Source organism: Pseudomonas sp. p99-361, from assembly GCF_003935475.1.
Taxonomy (GTDB): domain Bacteria; phylum Pseudomonadota; class Gammaproteobacteria; order Pseudomonadales; family Pseudomonadaceae; genus Aquipseudomonas; species Aquipseudomonas juntendi.
Genome location: NZ_RHQO01000013.1, coordinates 1 through 24,122 on the forward strand (window position 1 = coordinate 1; position 24,122 = coordinate 24,122).

19 protein-coding genes are annotated in these 24,122 nt (G+C 62.5%); 5 read left to right on the forward strand and 14 right to left on the reverse strand.

Translation table 11 applies throughout. The annotated features are described in order from the left end of the window. Positions 1–163: 163 nt before the first annotated feature. The 13 genes from EGJ22_RS08315 to yaaA form a co-directional block, all read right to left on the reverse strand. Positions 164–1,618, reverse strand: a complete 1,455-nt coding sequence (locus tag EGJ22_RS08315; protein WP_029887406.1) for a mannose-1-phosphate guanylyltransferase/mannose-6-phosphate isomerase — start codon at positions 1,616–1,618, stop codon at positions 164–166. A 35-nt stretch (positions 1,619–1,653) separates the two neighbouring features. Next, positions 1,654–2,301 carry an alginate O-acetyltransferase AlgF gene (locus EGJ22_RS08320; RefSeq protein ID WP_029887405.1) on the reverse strand — a complete coding sequence of 216 codons (648 nt, stop codon included), beginning with the start codon at positions 2,299–2,301 and terminating at the stop codon, positions 1,654–1,656. A gap of 20 nt (positions 2,302–2,321) precedes the next feature. Further along, a complete protein-coding gene (locus EGJ22_RS08325; protein WP_029887404.1) occupies positions 2,322–3,479 on the reverse strand; it encodes an alginate O-acetyltransferase in 1,158 nt (385 codons plus the stop codon). A gap of 10 nt (positions 3,480–3,489) precedes the next feature. Then, the gene (locus EGJ22_RS08330; RefSeq protein ID WP_029887403.1) at positions 3,490–4,947 is read right to left on the reverse strand and encodes an MBOAT family protein; all 1,458 of its coding nucleotides are present in this window, start codon (positions 4,945–4,947) and stop codon (positions 3,490–3,492) included. A 197-nt stretch (positions 4,948–5,144) separates the two neighbouring features. Further along, the gene (locus tag EGJ22_RS08340; protein WP_029887402.1) at positions 5,145–6,248 is read right to left on the reverse strand and encodes a mannuronate-specific alginate lyase; all 1,104 of its coding nucleotides are present in this window, start codon (positions 6,246–6,248) and stop codon (positions 5,145–5,147) included. A gap of 7 nt (positions 6,249–6,255) precedes the next feature. Next, entirely contained in the window at positions 6,256–7,698 is a 1,443-nt protein-coding gene (locus EGJ22_RS08345; protein WP_029887401.1) for an alginate O-acetyltransferase, read from the reverse strand. A gap of 13 nt (positions 7,699–7,711) precedes the next feature. Beyond that, positions 7,712–9,271, reverse strand: coding sequence for a mannuronan 5-epimerase AlgG (gene algG, locus EGJ22_RS08350; RefSeq protein ID WP_029887400.1), 1,560 nt, complete (start codon positions 9,269–9,271; stop codon positions 7,712–7,714). A 16-nt stretch (positions 9,272–9,287) separates the two neighbouring features. Further along, a complete protein-coding gene (locus EGJ22_RS08355) occupies positions 9,288–10,766 on the reverse strand; it encodes an alginate export family protein (RefSeq protein ID WP_029887399.1) in 1,479 nt (492 codons plus the stop codon). Continuing rightward, the gene (gene algK / locus EGJ22_RS08360; RefSeq protein WP_125920180.1) at positions 10,763–12,208 is read right to left on the reverse strand and encodes an alginate biosynthesis TPR repeat lipoprotein AlgK; all 1,446 of its coding nucleotides are present in this window, start codon (positions 12,206–12,208) and stop codon (positions 10,763–10,765) included. The genes EGJ22_RS08355 and algK overlap by 4 nt, the downstream gene beginning before the upstream one ends. Positions 12,209–12,220: 12 nt before the next feature. After that, positions 12,221–13,387 carry a PilZ domain-containing protein gene (locus tag EGJ22_RS08365; protein WP_029887277.1) on the reverse strand — a complete coding sequence of 389 codons (1,167 nt, stop codon included), beginning with the start codon at positions 13,385–13,387 and terminating at the stop codon, positions 12,221–12,223. A 36-nt stretch (positions 13,388–13,423) separates the two neighbouring features. Next, complete coding sequence (locus EGJ22_RS08370) at positions 13,424–14,905, reverse strand: glycosyltransferase family 2 protein (RefSeq protein ID WP_009684460.1); 1,482 nt, start codon at positions 14,903–14,905, stop codon at positions 13,424–13,426. 73 nt (positions 14,906–14,978) lie between these two features. Continuing rightward, positions 14,979–16,295 (reverse strand): nucleotide sugar dehydrogenase, encoded by a 1,317-nt coding sequence (locus EGJ22_RS08375; protein ID WP_029887279.1) that lies wholly within the window; start codon positions 16,293–16,295, stop codon positions 14,979–14,981. A 1,127-nt stretch (positions 16,296–17,422) separates the two neighbouring features. After that, positions 17,423–18,202, reverse strand: a complete 780-nt coding sequence (gene yaaA / locus EGJ22_RS08380) for a peroxide stress protein YaaA (RefSeq protein WP_009684458.1) — start codon at positions 18,200–18,202, stop codon at positions 17,423–17,425. 137 nt (positions 18,203–18,339) lie between these two features. Here yaaA and EGJ22_RS08385 point away from each other — a divergent pair, with 137 nt between their 5' ends. The 5 genes from EGJ22_RS08385 to moaE all read left to right on the forward strand — a co-directional run bounded on the left by EGJ22_RS08385 (position 18,340) and on the right by moaE (position 22,442). Beyond that, positions 18,340–19,467 (forward strand): polysaccharide deacetylase family protein, encoded by a 1,128-nt coding sequence (locus tag EGJ22_RS08385; protein ID WP_029887280.1) that lies wholly within the window; start codon positions 18,340–18,342, stop codon positions 19,465–19,467. 278 nt (positions 19,468–19,745) lie between these two features. Then, complete coding sequence (locus tag EGJ22_RS08390; protein WP_009684456.1) at positions 19,746–21,140, forward strand: PhoH family protein; 1,395 nt, start codon at positions 19,746–19,748, stop codon at positions 21,138–21,140. 137 nt (positions 21,141–21,277) lie between these two features. Beyond that, positions 21,278–21,748 (forward strand): cyclic pyranopterin monophosphate synthase MoaC, encoded by a 471-nt coding sequence (gene moaC / locus EGJ22_RS08395; RefSeq protein ID WP_029887281.1) that lies wholly within the window; start codon positions 21,278–21,280, stop codon positions 21,746–21,748. After that, complete coding sequence (gene moaD / locus EGJ22_RS08400) at positions 21,748–21,993, forward strand: molybdopterin converting factor subunit 1 (RefSeq protein ID WP_029887282.1); 246 nt, start codon at positions 21,748–21,750, stop codon at positions 21,991–21,993. The genes moaC and moaD overlap by 1 nt, the downstream gene beginning before the upstream one ends. 2 nt (positions 21,994–21,995) lie before the next feature. Continuing rightward, the gene (gene moaE / locus EGJ22_RS08405) at positions 21,996–22,442 is read left to right on the forward strand and encodes a molybdopterin synthase catalytic subunit MoaE (RefSeq protein ID WP_029887283.1); all 447 of its coding nucleotides are present in this window, start codon (positions 21,996–21,998) and stop codon (positions 22,440–22,442) included. A gap of 163 nt (positions 22,443–22,605) precedes the next feature. Here the strand turns inward: moaE and rhlB are convergent, their stop codons facing one another. Continuing rightward, positions 22,606–24,057 carry an ATP-dependent RNA helicase RhlB gene (rhlB, locus tag EGJ22_RS08410; protein WP_009684452.1) on the reverse strand — a complete coding sequence of 484 codons (1,452 nt, stop codon included), beginning with the start codon at positions 24,055–24,057 and terminating at the stop codon, positions 22,606–22,608. Between the last annotated feature and the right edge of the window lie 65 nt (positions 24,058–24,122).

Consider the following 24,122-nt stretch of genomic DNA (forward strand, 5'->3'; position numbering starts at 1 on the left):
AACAAACGTAGGAGCGAGCGCAGCTCGCGATTGCGCCGCGCGGGCGGCGCTCGCTCTAACAGGCGCTGCCATACCTTATGGCAAACACCTGTCAGCCCTAAGGCGATCCTCGTGGGAGCTGGCTTGCCGGCGATAGGGCCGCGAAGCGGCCCCGGGATTTCACTTACTGCGCGATGGTCTTCACCGAAACCCCACGCTCGACCGGCGTAGAGGTGCGCCCATACACATCTTCGAAGCGCTCGATGTCATCTTCGCCCAGGTAACTCCCGGACTGCACCTCAATGATCTCCAGCGGGATCTTGCCCGGGTTGCGCAGGCGGTGCACCGACGCAATCGGGATGTAGGTCGACTGGTTCTCGGTCAGCAGGAACACGTTTTCGTCGCAGGTCACCTCGGCAGTGCCGGACACCACGATCCAGTGTTCGGCGCGGTGGTGGTGCATCTGCAGCGACAGGCTGGCTCCTGGCTTGACGGTGATGTGCTTGACCTGGAAGCGGCCGCCCATGTCCACCGAGTCGTAAGAACCCCATGGGCGATACACTTCCAGGTGGTTCTGGGTTTCGCTACGGCCCTGTTCGTCCAGTGTCTTGACCATCTGCTTCACGCCCTGAACCTTGTCCTTGTGGGCGATCATCATGGCGTCCTTGGTCTCGACCACCACGATGTTCTCAAGGCCGATCACCGACACCAGCTTGCCGTTACCGTGGATCATGCAATTGTGGCTGTCCTGCACCACCACATCGCCCTTGGTGACGTTGCCGTTGTCGTCCTTCTCATGCACCTCCCACAACGACGACCAGCAGCCCACGTCGCTCCAGCCGGCCGACATCGGCACGACACAGGCGCGCTGGGTTTTTTCCATCACCGCGTAGTCGAGGGAATTGTCCGGGCAGCAGGCGAAAGTGGCGGGGTCGATGCTCAGCACATCGCCGTCTTCCTGGCTACGCTCCAAGGCCAGTACACAGGTGTCGTAGATATCGCCATCGTGCTTTTTCAGCTCCTCGAGGAAGCGGCTGGCGCGGAACAGGAACATGCCGCTGTTCCAGAAGTAACCACCGGCCTGGACGAACTCGGTGGCGCGCTTCTCGTCGGGCTTCTCGACGAACTGCGCGACCCGCGCCACGCCCTCGGGCAGCAATGCATCCTGGCTGGAGCGGATGTAGCCGTAGCCGGTTTCCGGCTTGGTCGCCGGTACCCCGAACAACACCATCTCGCCGCGCTCTGCCGCTACGGTGGCCAGGGCCAGGGCACGTTGCAGGGCCTTCTGGTCCTCGATTACATGGTCGGCAGGCAGCACCAGCATCAGTTCGTCACGGCCTTCGTTGACCAGTTTCATCGCGGCCATGGCCACCGCTGGCGCCGTATTGCGGCCAAACGGCTCCATCAGGATGCCTTGGGTTTCCAGCTTCAGGGCAGCCAGCTGCTCCTGCACGATGAACTTGTGGTCCTTGTTGCAGACCACGATCGGCGTGTCCATGCCCTCGAACGCCAGGCGCGAGAGGGTTTGCTGGAACAGCGTATGTTCACCGGTCAGGGCCAGGAACTGCTTGGGGAACTGCTTGCGCGACAAAGGCCACAGACGCGAACCGCTACCACCAGAAAGAATTACCGGGATCATCATGTTTCTCCAATAGTCGTTGAGAGGCAGGGGAATCAGTTGCTAGCCACGGGGCGAGTTACCCACACCGGCGACAAGGCGTTGCCGGAACCCGTTACGTACAGCACTGCGGCTTCGCCGCGCTCAAGGGCGACTGGCTTCACGTCACCCACTTTCTTGTCACCTTGGTACAGCGCCAGGTTCACCTTGACCGGGTTGATCTCGCGCTCGCCACGGCCGTTGGCGGCCACCTGCTTGACCACTTCGGTCTTGCCGTCGGCGGTTTTCAGGGTCAGTTGCTGGTCGCTCAGGTTCTGCACGCGCACCAGGGCTTTCTGCTTGTTCTTGAACGGCGGCTCTTCGATCAGCTTCGGGTTGCCGCTGCTGCTGTTGACCAGGGTGTAGTACTTGTCCGAGGCCAGCTTGACCGGCACGCTCTTGCCGCCGACCTGGGCGGTGTAGTCACCGCCAGGCAGGAAGCTGAAATCGCTGCTGGCCTGGGCGCCAACCTGCTTGATCTGGGTGTTGCCCACACTGGCGGCAGCCGGTGCACTGGTGGCGTTGTACAGCCGCACGAACGTGGAGCCTTTCGGCGCGCTGGGGCCATACAGGGCGGCGTCGGCGCCGGCGAAGGCCTGCATGGAGGCAAGGGACAGGCCGGCCGCCAGGGTGAGGGCTTTGGCAATGGAAGTCTTGGTAGTCATGTGCGTGTTCCTCTCTTCAGTCAGTGGTTCGTCCGGGTGGACGACAAGGCCAGGTTTTCTTCGGATTTACGGGCGTTCTTCAGCTGCGCGACCCAGTGCGGGTCGAAGCTGCTGAGGTCGTTCTTCATTGGCAGATATCGTTCTGGGAATTCCCACACCACCACTTGTGGCGCGGCGTTCTTGAAGGCATCGCTTTGCAGGTACTTGAGCATGGGCACCAACGGGCCGTGGCCGTCCTCGGCGTAATTGGCCACGTCGCTGCGCAGCGCCTGCTGCAGGGCGCCAAGGAAGTTCCAGTGCGGGTTGGCGCTGTAGCTGGTGCCAACCAATGCCACCGGTATGCGGCTGTCGGCGAACAGCGCGTCAGCACCGTCACCCTCGGCCTCGGCGGCTCGGGTGGTACGTTGTTGCAGGCTGTCCGGGGCGGGCAGCAGGTTGCTGAACAAAGGGTCCAGTGGCAGGAAGTTGGTCAGGTCGCCTTTGTACGGGGCTGTGCTGCCTGCTTCGGTTATGAAGGCCTGCGGGGCGCCGTCGAGCAGGTTCTGCCGGCGCACGGCGTCAGCCAGCGCCTGCGCCGCCACTTCGGCGCCCATCGGCGTCCAGTGGGTGTCGGTACGCAGGAACACCTGGCCGCGGGCCTTGGCCTGCGCCAGTGGGCCCATCAGCTCGGGCGCAAATACGTTGGCCTGGCGTGCCTGGGCGTGAAACTGGTTGTACAGGTCCTCATGCAAGCTGGCCGGTTGTTGCTTGCCGATGTATTCGGCATACACCCGCGCCTTGGCCGGGACGATCGCCAGCACCAGGTGCACGCCGTGCTGCTGCAGGGTGTCGCGTACACCGCGGATCAGCGCCAGGTTCTCTTGCATCAGGTGTTCGGCACCGGCGGTGGGCTTGAACTCTTCGTCACTGAACAACCACTGGTCGCGGCCCAGCACCACGCCAGGGCGGCCTTCGTGGAACAGCTTGAAGTCCATCGCCGCCCACAGGTTGGTGCCCAGGCGCTTGATCGGGAACTGGTCGTCGTAATGGGTTTCGGCTGCCTTGGCCAGTTTGCCGTTGAGCAGGGTCATCTGCTCGGTGCGCTGGAAACTTTCCAGCCCACCGGTGGACCAGACGCCCATGCCCACCAACAGGCCGATGAAGGACAGCGAATAGGTAATGCGTAACGTTCGGGTCATGTCAGCCACCTCAGAACTGGAAGTAGAGAAACGGCGAGTAGCTCTGCGCCGAAAGCTTGAGGATCGAGGCCACGAACAGCAGCAACACCAGCGCGCGGGTCATGACCCGGGTCCAGTCCAGGCCCAGCGAACCGTCGCTGTTGACCTGCACCGGGGTGGCCTTGGGCGTGGGTTTGGCGTTGCGGTAGAAGTCGCGCAGGCCGAAGAACGCCAGGGTGAGGTAGGCGATCACCAGGGTGGCGAACTGCAGGCCGGTGAGCTGGGCACGGTTGAGTTCCGACAGCTGCCAGTCGCCGAAGCTGAACATGGCGCCATACATGCGTGCGGCGACGTGCAGGTTTTCGGCGCGGAAGATCACCCAGCCGACCACCACCAGCAGGAAGGTGAAGGCCCATTTCACCGGGTTGAAACGCTGCGGGTTGGTGTCGATGCCCAGCGCCCGCTCGATCGCCAGCCACATGCCGTGCCAGGCGCCCCAGATGATGTAGGTGAAGTTGGCGCCATGCCACAGGCCGCCCAGCAGCATGGTCAGGAACAGGTTGCGGTAGGTGTTGAAGGTGCCTTTGCGGTTACCGCCCAGGGTGATGTACAGGTAGTCGCGCAGCCAGGTCGACAGGCTGATGTGCCAGCGCCGCCAGAACTCGGTGATGGACTGGCTGATGTATGGCTGCTTGAAGTTTTCCATGAAGCGGAAGCCCATCATCAGCCCCAGGCCGATGGCCATGTCGCTGTAGCCGCTGAAGTCGAAGTACAACTGCGCGGTATAGGCCAGGGCGCCGAGCCAGGCATCCCCGGTGGTCGGGTTCTGCAGGGCGAAGCAGTGGTCGGCGACCACTGCCAGGGTGTCGGCGATGAACACCTTCTTGATGAAACCCTGCATGAAGCGGGTGCAGCCTTCGGAGAACTTGTCCAGGGTATGGGTGCGGTTGTTGAACTGGTCGACCAGGTCCTTGAAACGCAGCACGGGGCCGGCGATCAGGTGCGGGAAGATCGCCACGAACGCGGCGAAGTCGATCAGGTTGCGCGTGGCCGGGGTGTCGCCGCGGTACACGTCGATGATGTAGCTGATCGACTCGAAGATGTAGAACGAGATACCGATCGGCAGCAGCACGTGGGTGAGGATGAAGGGCTCCAGGCCAAACGAGGTGATGATCGCATTCAGGCTGTCGACACCGAAGTTGGCGTACTTGAAGTAGCCGAGAATGGCCAGGTCGACACCGACCCCCAGCAGCAGCCAGCGCTGTGCCGGCTTGGTGCGCACGCCGGCGGCACCCACTTTCAGGCCGATCCAGTAGTTCCACAGGGTGACCCCGGCGAACAAAGCCAGGAAGTCCACCCGCCACCAGGCATAGAAGATGTAGCTGGCGACCAGCAGCAGCAGGTTGCGATAACGTTGCCCGCTCAAGTAATACAGGCCGAGGAATATCGGCAAGAACAGGAACAGGAACACGTTGGACGAGAAGACCATCCCGGTTCTCCTTATTGTTCACAGCATCCGGGGCACAGCGCCCCCCAAACCCCCCAGCAAAAAGCTGGAGGGCAACTTAGATCCCTGTGGGAGCGGGCATGCCCGCGAACAAGGGCGAAGCCCTTGCCATGCACCGCGGTGGCTTCTTCGCGGGCATGCCCGCTCCCACAGGTACCGACCCCACAATGGGAGTCAGTTCACTTCTTGCTTGCTGCGCTCGGGTCATAGACCCGGGTCACATCGCCGCCCAGCCGGAAGCTGTTGAACGGCTGCATCCCGTGCTTGCGCTCCAGCGTGTCGCCGACGCAGTGGTACAGCGCGCACCAAGGCTCGAGCCAGGCGTACTTGTTGTCGACCTTGAGGTCTTTCATGTCCTGCTTCTCACCGGCTCGTTCGGCGAAGTGATGTGGGTCGCGGGCGCCGTAGAGCACACCTTCGCCCAAGCGCTGCAGGGCAAAGTTGTTTTCGCTGCGCAGGTCCACGCCGTTGGCCTGGGCGAAGCTGGCAATCATCGCCAGCGGCGGCAGGGCGTAGTTGTGATAGGCCAGGGCACGTTGCTTGCGCCTGACCTCGTTGGGCAGGAAACCTTGCTCGTCGACCTGGTTGGCACCTACCTTGAATTCCTTCACCGCCCAGTCGAACAGGTCGCGGCGGTCGGTGGCCACGGCGGTGGCCATCACCGACCAGGCGGCCCAGTAGCTGTGGTTGTTGATCTTCTCCAGCGGCAGGTTGCTCCAGTCCTGCACGGTCTGCTCGGCCAGGCGGTCCAGCCATTTCTCGATCAGCTTGGCCTCGGCCTGGTGCGCGGCCAGCGGCAGGGCAGTGGAGAACTTCAGGCGCAGCCACGAGCCGCTCATGCTGCCCAGGGCCCATTTGCGCATCGACTTGCCGGTGTGGTTGTAGTCGGTGGACAGCAGCGCATTGGCCCGCGCCCAGGTCCCCAGCCAGGCCAAGGTGCAGTCGAGTTGCGCCGGGCGGCCATCACGCATGTATTGGCCGACCATCTTGCTCACGCCCTTTTCCAGCGTGGTGATGTCTTCGGTCGACTTGCGAAAGGCCTTTTCCGAGGCGACATTGAGCGTGGCACGGGCCTTGTCGGAGCCTTCGTACTTACTGCGGAATTGCAGCGCACCGGTGTAGGGCTTTGGTGCCGGCTCGCAGCGGAAATTGCCGTCGCCCGTTTTGGGTTTCTCGATGCCCTCGTAATAGCCTTGGGGTGGCACCAGCGCAGCGTGCGCGGCGCTGCCGAACAGCGCCATGGCGAGCAGGGCAGGGCGAAAGATTTGCTTGAATACGGTCATGGTCGCCTCACTGGCCGGCTTGCGCGGTTTGCGCAGGCACGGCGAAGTTGTTGCGTTTGCAGAGTTTGGCCTCGACTTTCTGGGTGCCGCTTTCCGGGCCCTGCAACTCGAACGCCAGCAGGCTCTGGTCGGCCCAGTCCTCGTCCTCACGCATCTGGAAGACAAAGCGGCCGTCGGTGTCGGAGGTTTCCGGTTTTTCCAGCTTGATGTCTTCGTGGCGGCCGTTGAGGTACCACAGGGTGGCTTGCAGCACCTTCACCGATGGGTCGTCGAACCTGACATCCATCTGCAGGTTGCGGTTGATCAGCTGTTTCACCACGCCGCCCTTGCCGTTGACCATCAGCTCGTTGTTGCCGGGCTTGAGCGTGGTGCTGGCGCTCATCAGCGCCGGGCGGTCATTGCAGCCATCGTCGAGCAGGCCAAGGATCTGCCGCCAGATGGTTTCCTGGTCCAGGCGGTACAGCGGCGAGAACTCCCAGATCAGGATCTTGGGCGGGTTCTTGCGGAATTCCTCGCTGCCCAGGTACTGGATCATCGAGCCTTCCAGGCCACCGCCGGGGAAGGCGACGTTGAGCACATCGGCGCCGATGTACTGCTCGAGGAAACCGGAGAAGTTGTAGTTCTTGCCGCTGTGGCTGGTGCCGACCAAGGTGATCTGTGCGTTGCCGCTGTCGCCGAACAGGTCGTCGCCGCCGCCGCTGGAGCCTTTCGGCTCGGTGGCGAACTGGTCCATGTACTGGATCGCATAGCTGGTGCCACACAGTTGGCCGGCCACGTTGTGCAGGGTGCCGGTCTTGCCCATGCGGCCAGATTTCTTGGTTTCGAATTCCTTGCGCGGGATGCCCTCGAAAGCCGGCATCTTGTGCACGGTGTCGGCGACGATCCTGGCGGCGCGCTCGGCACCGTACGGTGTCCAGTGCTGGTCACCGCGGAAGTAGAAGTCCTTGCCCTGGTCGGCGGCGGCCAGTTGCTCGTTGGTCAGCGGCGACAGGTCGGGCACGTTGTAGCCCATGCTGGCGAAGCGCTTGAGCATGGCCTGGTAGTTGCCCAGTGCCTTCTGGTAGTTGAACGCAGCTTTCTCGGCCGGGTTGAGCATGTTGCGGTTCACCAGGCCACGGGTGGGCTGGTACACCATCACCAGCTCCACGCCACGCTTCTTGAACGCGTCGTGCACTTGTTGCAGGCGCTTGTAGCCGGCCGGCGTGGTGCTGAATTCGGTGCGCAAGTCTTCGCGTGTGCGGAACAGCCAGTCGCCCTTGGCTTGCACCAGGGTGGTGAAGTTCTGCTGGTAGCGGGTGGTGTAGCGGCTGGCATCGTGCGCTTCGGGGCACAGCTGGCAGCAGGGCTCGGCCGTGAAGGTCGGGGCCTTGACTTCATCGGCGCGCACGCCCTGGCTGATTGCCAGAAGGGCAGCGGACAGGCCCAGCAGTTTCATCAGGTGTGGAGTCATGGTCTGGGCTTCCTTAATCGATCATTTCGGTCTGGCGCTCGACCGGGTCGATCAGCACAGCCTTCTGCTGGCGGACCAGCAGGTCGAGGATTTCGTCCTGGCGCTCGCCCAGCACGCCGTTGAGGCTGATGCCGCTGGCCTTGCGCGGTGCGAGCATGGATACCTTGTACAGCTCGACCGACAGCGGCGAGTCGATCGACAGCGGGCCTGAGCCGTTGGCCGCCAGTTCGCCGCCCACCACGATCAGCGACACCTTGGTGTCGAACGGGTCGAGGGCGATGTCGCGGTCGGTGTCGGACAAGTCCTTGATGTGGCCGTATACGCCTACCAGGCCGTTGGCCATGGCCACGTTCTCGTACAGGCGGATGTTCACGCTGTTACGTACGCGTATGCCGTGGCGGCGGTTGTTGATCAGCTTGTTGCCCCAGATCAGGTTGTCGCCGCTTTCGTACAGGGTGATGCCGTCGGTGTGGTTGCGGTAGATCTCGTTGTAGGCCACCAGGTTGTTGACGCTGTTACGGTCGATCACCACGCCGGAGAGCTTGTTGTCGTAGCTCTTGTTGTTGATGATCCAGCTGTCGTTGACCTCACGCGAAATGATGATGCCGTGCTTCTTCTTGGTGCCGTAGACCGTGTTGCCGGCGATGATCAGGCGGTGCGAGCGGTCGTGCGGGTCGATGCCATAGACGATGTTGTCGTTGTAGGTATTGTCCTTGACCACGAAGTCCTGGGTTTCGTAGCAGTAGAAGCCGTACCACATGTCGCTGAACTGCGAACCGATGATCCAGCCGGTGGGTTCCGGGCGGCCCATGCGCTTGGCCATGTTCGGGGTGTACTGCGAAATGCTCACGCCGTACGACTTGGACTTGGCATAGCCGAAACTGGCCATCTTGGTATTGACGATGTAGGTTTCGGTACCGCCCCACGAGAGCAGGAATGGGCGGAATTCCTTGGGCGAGCGGAAGGTCGCCGGGCCGTTGTCTTTCTCCCGCCAGCCGGTCACCTGGGTGTCGGTGACGAACAGCTTGCCGTCGTTGACCAGGAACGCGCCGCCCTCCTGGGACAGGCGCAGTTGCTTGACCTTGCCATCGATCTCGAGGATGCCCTTGCGGCCGACCACGATCGGCAGGCGCGCCAGGTACACGCCGGGCTCGACTTCGCGCAGGTACTGTCGCGGCACCTGCTTGCTCAGCTCGACGAGGTCGACATGGCCGTCATCGATGAAGATCGCCTGCGGAATACCGTGCTGGCGCTGGACCCACTCGGCCGCCTTGTTGTCGCCGCCGACAAATTCCTTGAGGGTGTCTTCCTGGAACATGCGGCGCAGGCTGACCTTGCCCTTGTGGCTGCGGTCGATCTTCTTCTGCACAGCCTGGGCGGTGTAGCCGCTCAGGTCGGGCAGCTTGGGCGGGTCCATGTGCAGGGGCTCGATCGGCGCGCTGGCCACGGTGTAGGTCTTGGCCTGCTGCAGCTCCTTGGCAATGACCTTGGGCTCTGCGGCGACGGCCAGGCCCGAGGCCAGCAACAAGGCGCTGGCCAACAGGCTGTGACGTAGGTGCGGGTGAAGGTTCATCAGGTTTCTCCCGGCCTCAGAAGCGCCAGATCACGTCGACGAAGGCGCGGTGCATGTACGAGTCCGCTTCCTTGCCATAGGCGTCGCCCGGCTTGAATACACCCGCGCGCAGGCGTACCAGGGCAGACGGCTCGTCGATGGCCTGGCTCATGGACGCGGGCAGCAGGCCTTGCTTGAAGTACTTGGTCACGACCACGTCCATCTCCTGGCCAAGGTCTTTTTCACCGTCGACCAGTTGGCGGTTCACACCGTTGTCGTCGACCACGGCGTTGATGCCGCTGGAGCCGATGTTCTGGTTGCCATCGACGCGCCAGAACTTGTGGTAGATCAGGCTGGCGTCATAGTCGTCGCGCAGTTGCCACGATGCGAACAGCGTGGCCGCCTGCAGGTTGCCCAGCTCGCCGCGGAAGGCCTCACCGAAGCGGTGTACCCGCGAGCGGGTGCCGGTGAAGTTGGAGCGGTTGCTTTCCAGCCCGGTCTGCTCGAAGTTGTTCGAACCATCGTCACCGCCGCCGCCGCTGCCGCGGGCGTAGGCTGCACCCACCTGCCATTGCGGGTCGAGGCGCAGGCGGATACCCAGGTCGGTGGCCCAGGCATTGACGTTGCCGCTCTGCTTGCCGGTGGCCACCTGATCGTCACCCACCTGTTGGGTGGTGAGCTTGTCGCGGTCGCCGGTCAGCCAGGTGACGCTGCCCCAGTAGTTGACGGTGTGGTCATTGCGCCAGTTGTAGGCGTCGCTGTTGGCCTCGAGGCCCAGCCAGGTGAGGTCGCCGGTGCGGGTCTTGTCCAGTGCATCGACGGTTTCCCCGGGTTGGTTCAGGCTGCCGCTGTCATGGGTGTGGTGGGCGCGCAGGCCAACCCAGTGGCCGGGCGTCCATTGCGTGGCGATGTTGCCGTAGACGTGCGTACGGTCCTTGTCCTCGGGCGCCAGCTCGGTGAGGTCGGTACGGTATTCGCTGAAGCGCTGGGCCACGCCCAGGTCGGCCTTGAGCAAGGTGGTGTCGAAGGTCCAGTTCAGCGCCTCGATGTTGGTGTCGCGCCACATGCCGTCATCGCTGCGCAGGCGCTGGCGACCCAGGCGCAGTTGCTCGCCAGGGTAGGCGGTGAGGCCGCTGTAGCCGACCCAGAATTCGCGCATGGCCAGGTAGCTTTTGTCTGGCTTGCGGCTGTCGTCACCGGTGTCGGTGGTGGTGCCGTCGTCGTTTGGGCGCAGGGTGTCGGTTTCGATGGTGTCGGTGGCTGCGACCGCCTGGCCCATGGCGTAGGCGCTCCAGTTGCCGCGCTCGCCGTACACCCATGGGCGCAGGTCCAGGCCCAGGCCGTTGACGTCGCCGCCGGGGCGGGTACCCAGGTCACGGTCGTCTTCGGATTGGCCGGTGATTTTCACGTCCAGGCCGAAATTTTTCTCAGCGGTCATTTCCGCCAGGGTCGGGCAGGACCACAGCAGGGCGAAGCTCAGGCCGATGCCGGCTTTCACGAAGGGATTGAGCGTCATAGCGAGTCCTCACCGTCTACTTCTGGTTCGTCGTCTTGCAGGGCTTCGGTGGCCAGGGTGCTGTTGGCGCCTTGGCTCATGCTGCCGCGGGCCTGCTTTTCCTGAGCCAGCAGTTGCTCGGCCTGGTGGCGCTGGTCCGGGGTCAGTTGCGGCTCGAGCCGTTGCAGCATTTCTGCCGCCTGCGGCGTGGGGTTGGCTTGTGCCAGCTGGGCGAACACCCAGGCATTGCCTGGTTGCGGGCGAATGCCATGGCCTTCGCTGAACAACTGGGCCAAGGCATAGTCGGCGCTGATCTGCCCGCCGCGGGCGGCGGCCAGCAGGTTGTCGACAGCCTTTTGCGGCTCGACGTTGCCCAGGTAACCACGGCGGTACAGCTGGCCCAGGTAGTAATGGGCGCTGGTTTCGCCAGCGTCGGCGGCCGCCTGCAGGTGGCGTTCGGCTTTCTTGGCGTCGGCCGGTACGGTCTTGCCTTCGTAGTACAGGCGGCCCAGCAGCAGTTCGGCACGTGGCTGCTCGGCTTCGCGACCCTTGTCGATGTAGGCCAGCAACTGGTCGGTGTCGCCCAGTTCGGGGAACTCGTACAGCAATTGCGCCAGGCTGACCCACGACGCCGGGTTGGCCGGTGCCACCTGTTCGAGCAAGTCCTTGGCAGTTTTTTCATCGGTCTGGCCAAGGCTGCGATCGGCCAGCACCCGGGCCACGCTGTCGACCCGGCTGGCTGGCACGGCACCACGGGCGTAGGCCGCCTGCAGCTGGCCGAGCAGGGCGGCCTGCTGGTCGGTCTGGCCGCGCTTCTGGTACACGGTGGCCAGTTCGACGTAGCACATGTCGGTGGCGCTCAGGGCGGCCTTGCAGATTTTCTCCACGTCGTCCAGGTGCTGGTCGTAGCTGCCCTGGGTGCGATACAGCAGCACCTGGGCCAGGCCCGCTTCCGGGTTGCCGGTGGCGCGCCACTGGTCGATCTGCTGCTGCGCGTTGACCTTGGAGAAGCTTTGCGGGTAGCTCAGGTACAGCATCGCCAGCGGGATCAGGGTGTTGCCTTCACCCTGGCGGGCGGCGAGTTTCAGCAGCGTTTCGGCTTCTTCACGCTCGGCCTGGGTGCTGTCGGGCTTGGCCACCAGCAGGCGGCCAAGGCGGGCCTGGGCGCGCGACGAGGACGCAGCGGCAGCGCGGTAGGTGGCCTCGGCCTCCTTGATTTGCGCCGGGTCGCGGCTGGCCACCTTGATGTCGGCCAGGCCCACTTGCGCATCGCTGTAGCCCAGGTCGGCCAGGGCCTTGTAGTTGCGTTCGGCCAATGCCGTGTCACCGCGCTTCAGGGCTTCGTTGGCCAGGCGCTGGTCGGGCAGGCCGGCGCAGCCGGCCAAGGTGATGGCCATGGCCAGGCCACACAGACCCAGGTTCACACGGAACCTGTGGGGGCAGGTGTTGGTATCAGCGATCATCGTCCGATCCTCTTACAGCCCACGGGCCACGGCTTTGTCGATCAGCCAGTTCAGCGACGGGCCACGGTCGCTGTTGACTGCCGCCGGGCGGCCGGCCAGCTCGGCAGGCAGGCCGCTATCGGGCTTGATCTGCACACGGATGTCGGAGGCCAGGTCTTCGCTGTTGAGGCTGGCGCTACTGACGATCTGGCCGGTACGCACTTCGTCTTCGCCGGCGACCTGGAAATTGACCCGGGTGCCTGGCTTGACCTCATCGAACTGGCGGTAGCTGAAACGCGCCTCGACCATCGGGTTGGTGGTACGCGGAATCAGCTGGAAGATCGGCTGGCCCTTGGCCGCGTACTGGCCGTCGTCCACCAACTGGCGGGCGACCACGCAATCGCAGGGGCTGGTGAGGGTGCCGGAGAGTTGCTTGCCGAACAGTTCCTCGATCTTCGCCGGTTCCAGTTGCGTGTCGTCGAGGTTGCCCTTGAGCATGTCCAGCATGCTGGTGGTGAAGCTGGCCAGTGGCGCGCCCTTGGCCACCTGCCCACCGCTCTCCACCAGGCTGTTCACGGTGCCGTCGCGCGGCATGGTGACATTGGTGGTGGGTACTGCGACCACACCGGCTTCGGCATGGCTGATGAAGTACATGCCGTACAACGACTTGGCGACGAAACCGAAGGCGGCGATGCCGACCACGAACACACCGAGGGTAACGGTAACGGCCTTGAGCCGGCCGAAGGGGCTCAGGCCACTGCCGCCGTCCTTCTGCTTGCGCGCCTTGGTGAAGTTGTCGCGCTGCAGGGTGCTGAGCACGTCGCCGGCAGTGATCAGTTCACCCGACAGGTGCGAGGTGATGATATGGCGCAGGGTGGCGATGTCGCGGGGCTCCAGGTTCTGGAATTGCGCACCGGTACGCCCGCTGTCGGGGTGGTACGAGCGCACCTGGAATTCGATGTCCATCGACAGGCCGAGGTTGTCGACCGTGAACATCAACCGCCCACGCAACGCATCGCCCACCGCCAGTTGCTGCTTGGTGTGGAAGCTCAAGCCTCCGGCGGAAAGGTCGTCGACCTTCACATCGTGGGCCTGGCGCTGGGCGTCGATGAAGCGCAGCTTGGCGGGGATGCGTACCCGGGCGTGCTGGCGCTGGGCTTCGGACTCATGCACGACGTTGACATTCACGGCGGTATTCATGGGGTTTGTTCCTGTTAGATCCGATCCGGGTTGGGCTCACACGACCATGAACAGCACAGCAACGAAGATGCTGGCCGCCGAGAAGGTCATGGTCCGCGAGGACCAGGTGTTGAACCATTGTTGAAAGCTGGCGAGGTCACGCTTGAGGGCAGTGGGCTGACGCGTCCACGACTGTTTGTCGAGGCGGAAGAACACGTAGATCTTCATCAGCGCGCCGATGATCTGGTTGTAATAGAGGATCAGCGGGTAGGCCGGGCCGACGTTGTGGCCAGAGCACAGCAGCATCACGGTGAGGATCAGGCGGGTAATGCCGATCCACAGCAGGTACACCAGCAGGTATGCCAGGCCGAACTTGAGGCTGGCGATCACCGCCACGGTCAGGCCCAGCAGGCTGGTCCACATCGATACGCGCTGGTCGAACAGCACGATGCTGGTGAACAGCCCCAGGCGCCGCAGGCCCAGGCCCAGCGCACGGGAGTTCTGCCGCAGGTTGTTGCCGTACCAGCGGTACATCAGCTTGCGGCTGGCCTTGAAGAAGCTTTTCTCCGGCGGGTGCTCGACCGTGTTGATGGCAGCGTCCGGCACGTAGAAGGTGTCGTAGCCCAGGCGCATCAGGCTGAACCAGCTGGACTTGTCGTCACCGGTCAGGAACTTGAAGCGGCCCAGGCGCCAGTGCATCAGCGAGTCGCTTTCGACGTCGGCAATGAACTCGGGGTTGGTGACCACGCTGGCGCGGAACATCGACATGCGCCCGGTCATGGTCAGTACGCGCTTGGACAGGGCCATCGAGCACATGTTGATGTGGCGCTGGGCGAAGCGCAGCTTGTGCCATTCGCTCATGATGTAGCCGCCACGTACTTCGCAGAACTCGTTGGTGGTCAGGCCGCCGACATTGGGGTACAGCTTGAACCACGGTACGGTCTTGCGCACCACGCCATCGGCCAGCACGGTGTCACCGTCGATCACCGCCACCACGGCGTTTTCGTCCGGCAGCATGCGGGAGATGGCACGGAAGCCGTAGGCCAGGCCATCGCGCTTGCCAGTACCGGCGATACGGACGATGTCCAGCTTCACGTGGGCCGGCGGGTTGTACTTGGCCCACAGGCTCTTCACCAGCAATTCATCGGACATTTCCACCAGCGAGCAGACCACGGTGGTGGGGAAACCGCAGTTGATCGCCTCGCGGATCACCGAGCTGTACACCTGAGCGGTGGTCAATGCTTCGATGCGGAAGCTGGTGACCATCAGGTACACGTGCGACGGGTCGGCGGCGCTGCCCATTTTCTGCACCTTGCGGCGCAGGTAGGGGTACACACCGTAGAGGAAGATCATGCCGCGGATGAAATGGGTGGCGCCCATCGAGTAGCGCCAGATGCCGACGGCGCCGACCAGGAAGATGAAGTGCTTCGATTGCGAGTCGAAGATATCGGCTGGCAGGGCCAGGGCGATCAGCATGAGCAGGCTCATGTAGAGCAGCCAACCGGCGCACTGCAACAGCACTGTCTGGAGCCTTTGCATGTTCAGCATCCGTGGAAAATTCGGGAAAGGGCGGCAGCGCAAGTGGGGAGCCTTGCGCCGCCTGGCCCAGGGCTTACCAGCAGATGCCTTCGGTGCGGCTGGCTGCGCTGGTCGGTTCACTCATGAAGCCGACCAGGTCGATTACTTGTTTGCCGGCCGGTACTTGCTGGGCAAGGGCACGGAACTGCTCGTCACGGTTGCCCAGAACGATGATGTCGGCGTTGTCGATGACCTTGTGGAAGTCACCGTTGAGCAGCGACGATACGTGCGGGATCTTCGATTCGATGTAGTCTTTGTTGGCTCCATGAACGCGGGCGTATTCGACGTTCTCGTCGTAGATATCCAGTTGGTAGCCCTTGCCGATCAGGCGTTCGGCCAGCTCCACCAGTGGGCTTTCGCGCAGGTCGTCGGTGCCGGCTTTGAAGCTCAGGCCAAGCAGGGCGACCTTGCGTTTGTCGTGGGCTTCGATCAGTTCGAAGGCGTTTTGCACCTGCGACTCGTTACTGCGCATCAGCGAGTCGAGCAGCGGGGCACGCACGTCCAGGCTGGCGGCACGGTAGGTCAGGGCGCGCACGTCCTTCGGCAGGCACGAGCCGCCGAAGGCAAAGCCGGGGCGCATGTAGTACTGCGACAGGTTGAGCACCTTGTCCTGGCAGACCACGTCCATCACTTCACGGCCATCCACACCGACAGCCTTGGCGATGTTGCCGATCTCGTTCGCGAAGGTGACCTTGGTGGCATGCCACACGTTGCAGGTGTATTTGATCATCTCGGCCACTTCGATCGGCTTGCGGATGACCGGGGCGTCGAGTTCTTCGTACAGCGCCTGGAGGATATCGCCGCTGTCGGTGTCCAGTTCGCCGATGACGGTCATCGGTGGCTGGTCGTAGTCCTTGATTGCAGTGCTTTCACGCAGGAATTCCGGGTTCACCGCGACGCCGAAGTCAACGCCGGCCTTTTTGCCCGAGCAATCTTCGAGGATCGGGATCACCACGTTCTTGACGGTGCCTGGCAACACGGTGCTGCGCACCACGATGGTATGGCGGCGCGTGGTGTCGCGCAGTACATAGCCGATTTCCCGGCACACCGACTCGATGTATTCCAGGCCCAGGTCACCGTTTTTCTTGCTGGGGGTGCCCACACAGATCATCGATACATCGCTGGCGCGAATGGCCTCGGCGAAGTCGGTGGTGCCGCGCAGGCGACCATTGGCGATGCCTTGTTGCAACAGTGCTTCCAGGCCAGGTTCGACGATCGGCGACTTGCCCTGGTTGATCAGGTCGATCTTGGTGCTGGACACGTCCACACCGATTACTTCATGGCCACGCGCCGTCAGGCAGCCTGCACAGACTGCACCCACATAACCCAAACCAAAGATGCTGATACGCATCGCTATCACCTCATGTGTTTATCACGCCGACGCCTCCGTGGAGTGCCGGGCTGGGTTGATTAACAGCAGTTTTCAGGCGCACGGGTTCATGGCGAATGCACACTTCACCGAGCGCAGGCAACATAAGTCCGGAGTGCACGAAAAGTTATGCACTCAAATTAGGCATTTAAAAGCCAAGTAATAAAAACGTGCCCTGTCATGCAGCCGTCTTTAATGCAAGGCGCTACGCAGCGCTTTGCTGTGCTTGTTTTTCAAGTGGGATAAATCCTTTGAAATCAACCACTAGGACGATTTGTACGGGACGCGTGTCTCCTGCAAGGACAGGCGCTTGGGCGTTAGCCGGGCGGTCTGTCTGTATGTTGTGGCAGGTAGTGGATACCTTGCCATTGTCATCTGTAAGTCATCTCTCACAACCCGTGGGCAGGAAATTCGTTACGGCTCTATGAGCGGTAGTTGATATGAGAAGTTCCTGAACGGGTTTTGTCTTGATGAAAGATTTCTAAATATTTATTAAGCTGCTGACAATTTCAATTTGATAGCACGCGCCGGTTTGCCCCCGATATATCAAGGGCGAAACTGTTGCGAGATGTTTTAATGCCAGTATCGGAAAATTTTTTCAGATTTCGTCAGAAAAGGTACGAACGGTCGCACCGGCGCCGGTGTTTACACGCTGATGTAAGGTTTTTTTGGCGTCATAAAAATGACGATGATGAAGTTTCACCTTGCTGAACCTGCTCGGCCTGCTTGACCGCCGGTGCAGCGGCCGAGCCCTGATAAACGACATACGTGACAGCAACCAGTGCTGATCAACGTGCGGTCATGCGCAATCAGCTGATCGGTTTATCTTTCAGCGTTTCAACTTGCTGCCGCGGGTGGATCATGCGAGTGCACATTACGCCGTATGGCGCGGCGAAGACGGCCAGCCGGCGAGGAGGGTATCGGTTACGGCAGGGGTGGCTTTGCCCGAGAGGTGGAAGCGATCATTTTGGAAAGCGGGTATGTACAGCTGCCCTGGAGGCGGTGGAGGCGAGCGCTGGCCTTGTCGGTGCTCGCGGCTTAAGCCGTTCCTGCGGGTGCCCCGTGGAGGTTGCAGGAACGGCTCAAGCCGCGAAGCGGTATCGGCGGGTCTACTCGCCCGGGTGATCGCGCAGAAACACCAGGTGATCTGGCTTGGACTGTTCGGCACAGTAGTAGTAACCCTGGACATCGAACTGCTTGAGCTGCTCTGGATCGTTGATGCGCTGCTCGATGACAAAGCGGCTCATCATGCCGCGGGCTTTCTTGGCGTAGAAGCTGATGATCTTGTACTGGCCGTTCTTCAAGTCCTTGAAGTCGACATTGATCACCCGCGCCTTGAGGGCGCTGCGTTTCACTGCGCTGAAGTATTCATTGCTGGCCAGGTTCAACAGCACGTCATCGCCCTGAGCAGCCAGGGCCTGGTTCAACCATTCGCTGATGCGTGTACCCCAGAAGGCGTACAGGTCCTTGCCGCGGGCATTGGCCAGCTTGGTGCCCATTTCCAGCCGGTAGGGCTGCATCAGGTCGAGGGGGCGCAGCAGGCCGTACAGGCCGGAGAGCATGCGCAGGTGGTCTTGTGCGTAGCTGAAGTCGTCCTCACCCAGGGTTTCGGCAGCAAGGCCTGTGTACACGTCACCTTTGAACGCCAGCAGCGCCTGCTTGGCATTGGCTGGGCTGAAGTCCGGAGACCAGCTGCCGAAGCGTGCGGCGTTCAGGCCGGCGAGCTTGTCGGACAGGTGCATCAGCTCGCTGATTTGCGCCGGCGACAGGGTTCGCAGTTGCTGGATCAACACCTGGGAATCATCCAGGTACTGGGGCAGGGTGAAGCGCTCGGTTACCGGCGGGGTATCGTAGTCGAGGGTCTTGGCGGGGGAAATCACCGTCAGCATCGGGTCGGCTCCTGGCATCGTTGGCCTGGGATTCTACGGGCTGGGCGGTGCAAGTCCAAACTATGGTGACAATAGTCACAGACCATGGCCGGTTCTAACGCTATAGTTCGCGTTTTGCCGTGACGGAGCCTTTTACCGTGCGCATCGCCTTTGCCGCGCTGGCCGCGCTATTGAGCCTGGCCGTGCAAGCCGCCCCCACAGCCCCGGTCAGTTTCGATCGCAGCCTGTGGCCCGAGCAACTGAACAGCCCGGCGTTGTTCGATGTGGCTTCGCGGGCGGAGATTCTGTCGTTCGCCTGGGTACTGCATGAAAGCGAGCTGCTCGATGATGCGACGCTGGCGGCGCGGCTGGGCTTGCGGCAGATCAACCTGCAGAAGGTTCGCCAACTGCGGGCGCGCATGTGGCAGCGGTTATGGGCAGGCTACCAACAGGCGCAACGCAGCTGCGAGCAGGATGCGTCGTTCTGCTATGCCGTTGAGTCCATGGCGGATCTGCGTACCCAGGCGGCGACGTTCGCCACCGATGTCGGCGCGTTCTATGCCGGGTGGGTAGAGCCCAGCCACCAGTTCCACAGCCGCTACCTGGACGAACAGCTGCGCAAAGCTGCGCTGCTGCCCCAGACCAGCAGCGAGGTGGAGCGGCTATCTGCACGGGAGCTCGATGGTGAACGCCTGAACGATCGCATGTTCCTGCTGACCTTCGTCGGTGGCCCGGGGCCTGACGGCGGCAGTACCGACCTGCTGGCCGATTACCTGCGCCGGCAAAAGCTGGCGGGTACCTTCTTCGTGCTTGGCAACCGCCTGCAGCAGCGCCGGGATGCCGGCATGCCGAACACCGTGGCCAGGCTTTATCGCGGCCAGTGCGTGGGTATTCAGGGCTGGGAGTACCGCTCGCATGCACAGTGGGTCGATTGGCAGGACTCGCTGCGGCGCAGCCAGGCCCGCGTGCAGGCCGACCTGCCGGAGCAGTACGTGCCGCTGTTCCGCCCCCCTTACGGGCAACGCCGGGCCGATGGCGAGGCGTTAATGGCCAGCCAGCAGTTGCGGGTGTCGTTGTGGGATATCGACGCGCAGGATGACACTGCACTGACTGCCGAAGCCTCGGCGCAACGCGTGCTGACCCTGATGCTGTTGTGGCGCAAGGGGGTTATCCAGCTGCATGACAGCCTGGCCAAGGCGCAACCGGCGGTGGAGTGGTTGCTGCGCAGTACCGCCCAGAGCGGTATCGGCTGGGAAGATTGCCGGGCCTATGGGTACAGCGAATAGAGGTACCACTTCTGAGCGTAGTCGTGTCTGGGCCTGCCGCCAAGGCCTTATCGTCAATCGGAAAAATAAACTTCAAAAACACGTAAAAATGCTTTTTCCGGTCATGGCTTTTGCGGTATGAAGAAACCAGACAGCCGATCCCTGCAGCACAGGTGGCGTCATCCAGACCCTCCTGGCCAGGTTGCTCCCCGCCCGTAACAACGCGGATACGGGGACACGGCAGTCACTCTGCGGCGTAACAGACCACGCCGTGCGGCTTCGACATAAGGTGACCGAGTATGGATGACCAAGGACGCACCCCTTCCTCCAGCAAGCCAATCCTCTATGTGCTCGATACCAACGTCCTGATTCACGACCCCAACGCATTACTCAACTTCGAGGAGCATCACGTCGCTATCCCCATGACGGTGCTGGAGGAACTCGACAAGCTCAAGACCGGTAAACAGACCATCGCCGCAGAGTGCCGGCAGGCCATCCGCCTGATCGACCAGACCCTCGGGGACGCTTCGCCCAGTGATGTCGAGCAGGGCGTGCCGATCCAGCGCAACAAGAGTGGGGCCAAAGGCTTTCTTTCGATCCTGATGAGCCCACGCAACGAGCCTGGCAAGTTGTTGCCGGAACACCTCAACGACAACATCATCATCAACACCCTGCTGGACGTTCGCAGCCGGCGCCCCGACCTGGACGTGGTGCTGGTCACCAAAGACATCAACATGCGCTTGAAGGCGCGCGCCTGCGGCATCGCATCCGAGGACTACAGCACCGACCAACTGGTCGATGACGTGTCCTTGCTGTCCAAGGGCTACCACTCGGTCAGCGGTTCGTTCTGGGACCGGGTCAGCAAGGTCGATACCCGCCAGGAGCGCGGCCGGACCTGGCATCGCGTGCACATGATCGACACCCTGCCGGCCGTTCACGTCAACGAGTTCATCATTGACGACCAGGGCTTCGTCGGCTGGGTGAAGGGCATCCGCGACGACGAGTTGCTGCTGCTCGACCTGCACCAGGAGCCACTGCTGCACCAGGAGGCCTGGGGCCTGAAGCCGCGGGACATCCATCAGAGCCTGGCGCTGTTCGCCTTGCTCGACCCGGACATTCACCTGGTCAACCTGACCGGTGCTGCCGGTTCCGGCAAGACCATCCTGGCCCTGGCAGCTGCTATCGAGCAGACCATGGTCAGCAAACGCTACCGGCGCATCATCGCCACCCGCAGCGTGCAGGGGCTGGACCAGGAGATCGGCTTCCTGCCGGGTACCGAAGCAGAGAAGATGGAGCCGTGGCTGGGCGCCATTACCGACAACCTCGAAGCCTTGCACATGGATGATGAAAGCACCCATGGCAGCGTCGAATACATCCTCGAGCGCGTGCCGCTGCAGTTCAAGTCGTTGAACTACATTCGCGGCCGCAGCTTCCAGCAGAGCCTGATCCTGATCGACGAGTGCCAGAACCTGACGCCGCACCAGATGAAAACCATCATCACCCGTGCCGGTTCCGGGTCCAAGGTGGTCTGCCTGGGCAACCTGGCGCAGATCGATACCCCCTACCTGTCCGCGACCAGCTCGGGCCTGACCTACCTGACCGAGCGCTTCAAAGACTTCCCCCATGGCGTGCACATCACTCTGCAGGGTGTGCCACGCTCGGTACTGGCCGAGTACGCCGAGTCGCATCTGTAAAACCCTGTCGCCGGGCAGCCCGCTGCCCGGCATCTCCACGAGCGTGTTCATACAGCGGCCAGACCTGCTGACACATACCTCTGCTCAAACCTGACCCACAGGTTTACACTGCAGGCTCCCTTCACAGGAGCAGAGCAGTGCTGACACATCTTGATTCCCAGGGGCGGGCCAACATGGTCGACGTCACTGAAAAGGCCGTGACCGAGCGCGAGGCCACCGCCGAGGCGCGGGTGCGCATGTTGCCGCAGACCCTGCAGATGATCGTCGACGGTGAACACCCCAAGGGCGATGTGTTCGCCGTGGCGCGCATTGCCGGCATCCAGGCGGCGAAGAAGACCAGCGACCTGATACCGCTGTGCCACCCGCTGATGCTGACCAGCGTCAAGGTGGAACTCAGCGCGCAGGGCGAGGACGCGGTGCGGATCCTCGCCCGCTGCAAGCTGGCCGGGCAAACCGGTGTGGAAATGGAGGCACTGACCGCCGCTAGCGTCGCTGCGCTGACGATCTATGACATGTGCAAGGCTGTGGATAAAGGCATGGTCATCGAACAGGTCCGCCTGCTGGAAAAGCTGGGCGGCAAGAGCGGCCACTACAAGGTGCAGGCGTGATGAAAGTCAAAGTGATGTACTTCGCGCGTTACCGTGAGTTGCTGGGCGTGGATGCCGAGCGGGTGGAGGGTGAGTTCATGGTTGTCGACGATGTGCGCCGGGCATTGCTGGGCAAGGGTGGGCCTTATGAACTGCTGGCCGAACAGAACCTGATGTGCGCCCGCAACGAAGAACTGTGCAAGCTGGATGAGCCGTTGGAAGAGGGCGATGAAGTGGCGTTCTTTCCGCCGGTGACGGGGGGCTGAGCATGGCAGTGCGAGTGCAGGAACACGCGTTCGACCCGGGCGTCGAGACCAATGCCATGCATGCGGCCAACGTGGGGGTAGGCGCTGTGGTCGGCTTTGTCGGCTATGTGCGGGACTTCAATGATGGCCGCGAAGTGGCAGGCATGTTCCTTGAACACTATCCGGGCATGACCGAAAAGGCCCTGGCCAAGATAGTGGCCGAGGCCGAGCAGCGCTGGCCGTTGTTGAAAGTGCAGGTGTTGCACCGCGTCGGTGCGTTGGAGCCGGGTGAGCCAATCGTGTTCGTCGGCGTGGCCAGTGCCCATCGGCAGGCAGCGTTCGATGCCTGCAACTTCATCATGGACTACCTGAAGACCCGGGCACCGTTCTGGAAGAAGGAAAATACCCAGGAAGGGCCGAGGTGGGTGGAAGGCAGGCAGAGTGACCTGGATGCCGCAGGGCGCTGGTAGTCAATGCTGCGCCCGCCTTTTGTGGGAGCGGCCTTGTGTCGCGATAGGGCCGCAAAGCGGCCCCGGCAATTGATGCGTTGAAGCTGAAATCCTGGGGCCGCTGTGCGGCCCTATCGCGACACAAGGCCGCTCCTACAGGGGGATATGTATTCCCAACCACGGGTCAGTGATGCTTGCGCGGCACCGGCTTCAGCAGCTCATCCGGCGGCATCTCGCATTTGATCTTGCGCCCCAGCAGCTCTTCGATCGCCGGCAGCTGATACGAGTCATCTTCCCCGGCAAAGCTGATCGATACGCCATTGGTGCCGGCACGGCCGGTGCGGCCAATGCGGTGCACGTAGTCGTCCGGGTCCTCTGGCAGGGTGAAGTTGATCACGTGGCTGATGCCGTCGATGTGGATCCCGCGCCCGGCAACGTCGGTGGCGACCAGAACGGTGATGCGCCCTTCGCGGAAGTTCTCCAGGGTACGAATACGCTTGTGTTGCGGCACATCGCCCGACAATTGGGCGGCGTTGATGCCGTCGCGCACCAGTTTTTCCTCGATGCGCCGCACTTCGTCCTTGCGGTTGGCGAACACCATCACCCGTTCCCAGCGGTTCTGGGTCACCAGGTTGTACAGCAGCTTGTACTTGTCGCTGCCGGCCACCGCATAGACATGCTGCTCGACCGTTTCGCTGGCCACGTTCTCCGGTTCGATCTCGACGATGGCCGGGTTGGTGGTCCATTGCTTCGCCAGGTTCATCACGTCCTCGGTGAACGTGGCCGAGAACAGCAGGGTCTGGCGCTCGCTTTTGGGCGGCGTCTGGCGAATGATCTGGCGCACTTGCGGAATGAAGCCCATGTCGAGCATGCGGTCGGCTTCGTCCAGCACCATCACTTCAACCATGTCCAGGTGCACCTCGCCCCGCTGGTTGAAGTCCAGCAGGCGGCCCGGTGTAGCCACCAGGATGTCGCAGTGGCGCGCTTCCAGGGCCTTGAGCTGCTTGTCGAAGTCCATGCCGCCGACGAAGCTCATGACGTTCAGGCCGGTGTATTTGGTCAGCGCCGCAGCATCCTTGGCGATCTGTACCACCAGCTCGCGGGTTGGCGCGATGATCAGCGCCCGCGGCTCACCCATGTAGCGCTCTTTGGGTGCAGGGGTCTGCTGCAGCTGGGAAATGATCGAGATCAGAAACGCTGCGGTTTTGCCGGTGCCGGTCTGGGCACGGCCGATGGCATCCTGGCCACGCAGGGTGTAACCCAGCACCTGCGCCTGGATCGGCGTGCAGTAGGGGAAGCCCAGGTCGTGGATAGCGTGCATCACCTCGCTGGACAGCTTGAAGTCGTGGAAGCGGGTCTTGCCCTCCTGCGGCTCGACCACGAAGTCTTCCAGTTTCCACAGGCTGGCCTGGGGCTTGGGCTTGCGCTCGCGACGTGGTTTGTCCTTGGCCGGCTTGTCGGCCACCGGCGTTGCGGCAACAGGCGATTCTGCCTTGGGGGTAGGGTTGGCGCGTGGGGCCGCCGGTTGCGCCTCGCTGGCGGGTGCCGGCGCAGGCGGCGTCACACTGGCAGCAGGAGCGGCGGCCTGTGGTGCAGCCTCTCCCTTGCCGAATATTTTCTTGAGTGCCTTGAGCACGATCGTCTCATCAACTGATTAAGGAATGTACGCCGGGCAGTGTAATGCAAGAATCGGGCGTGGCG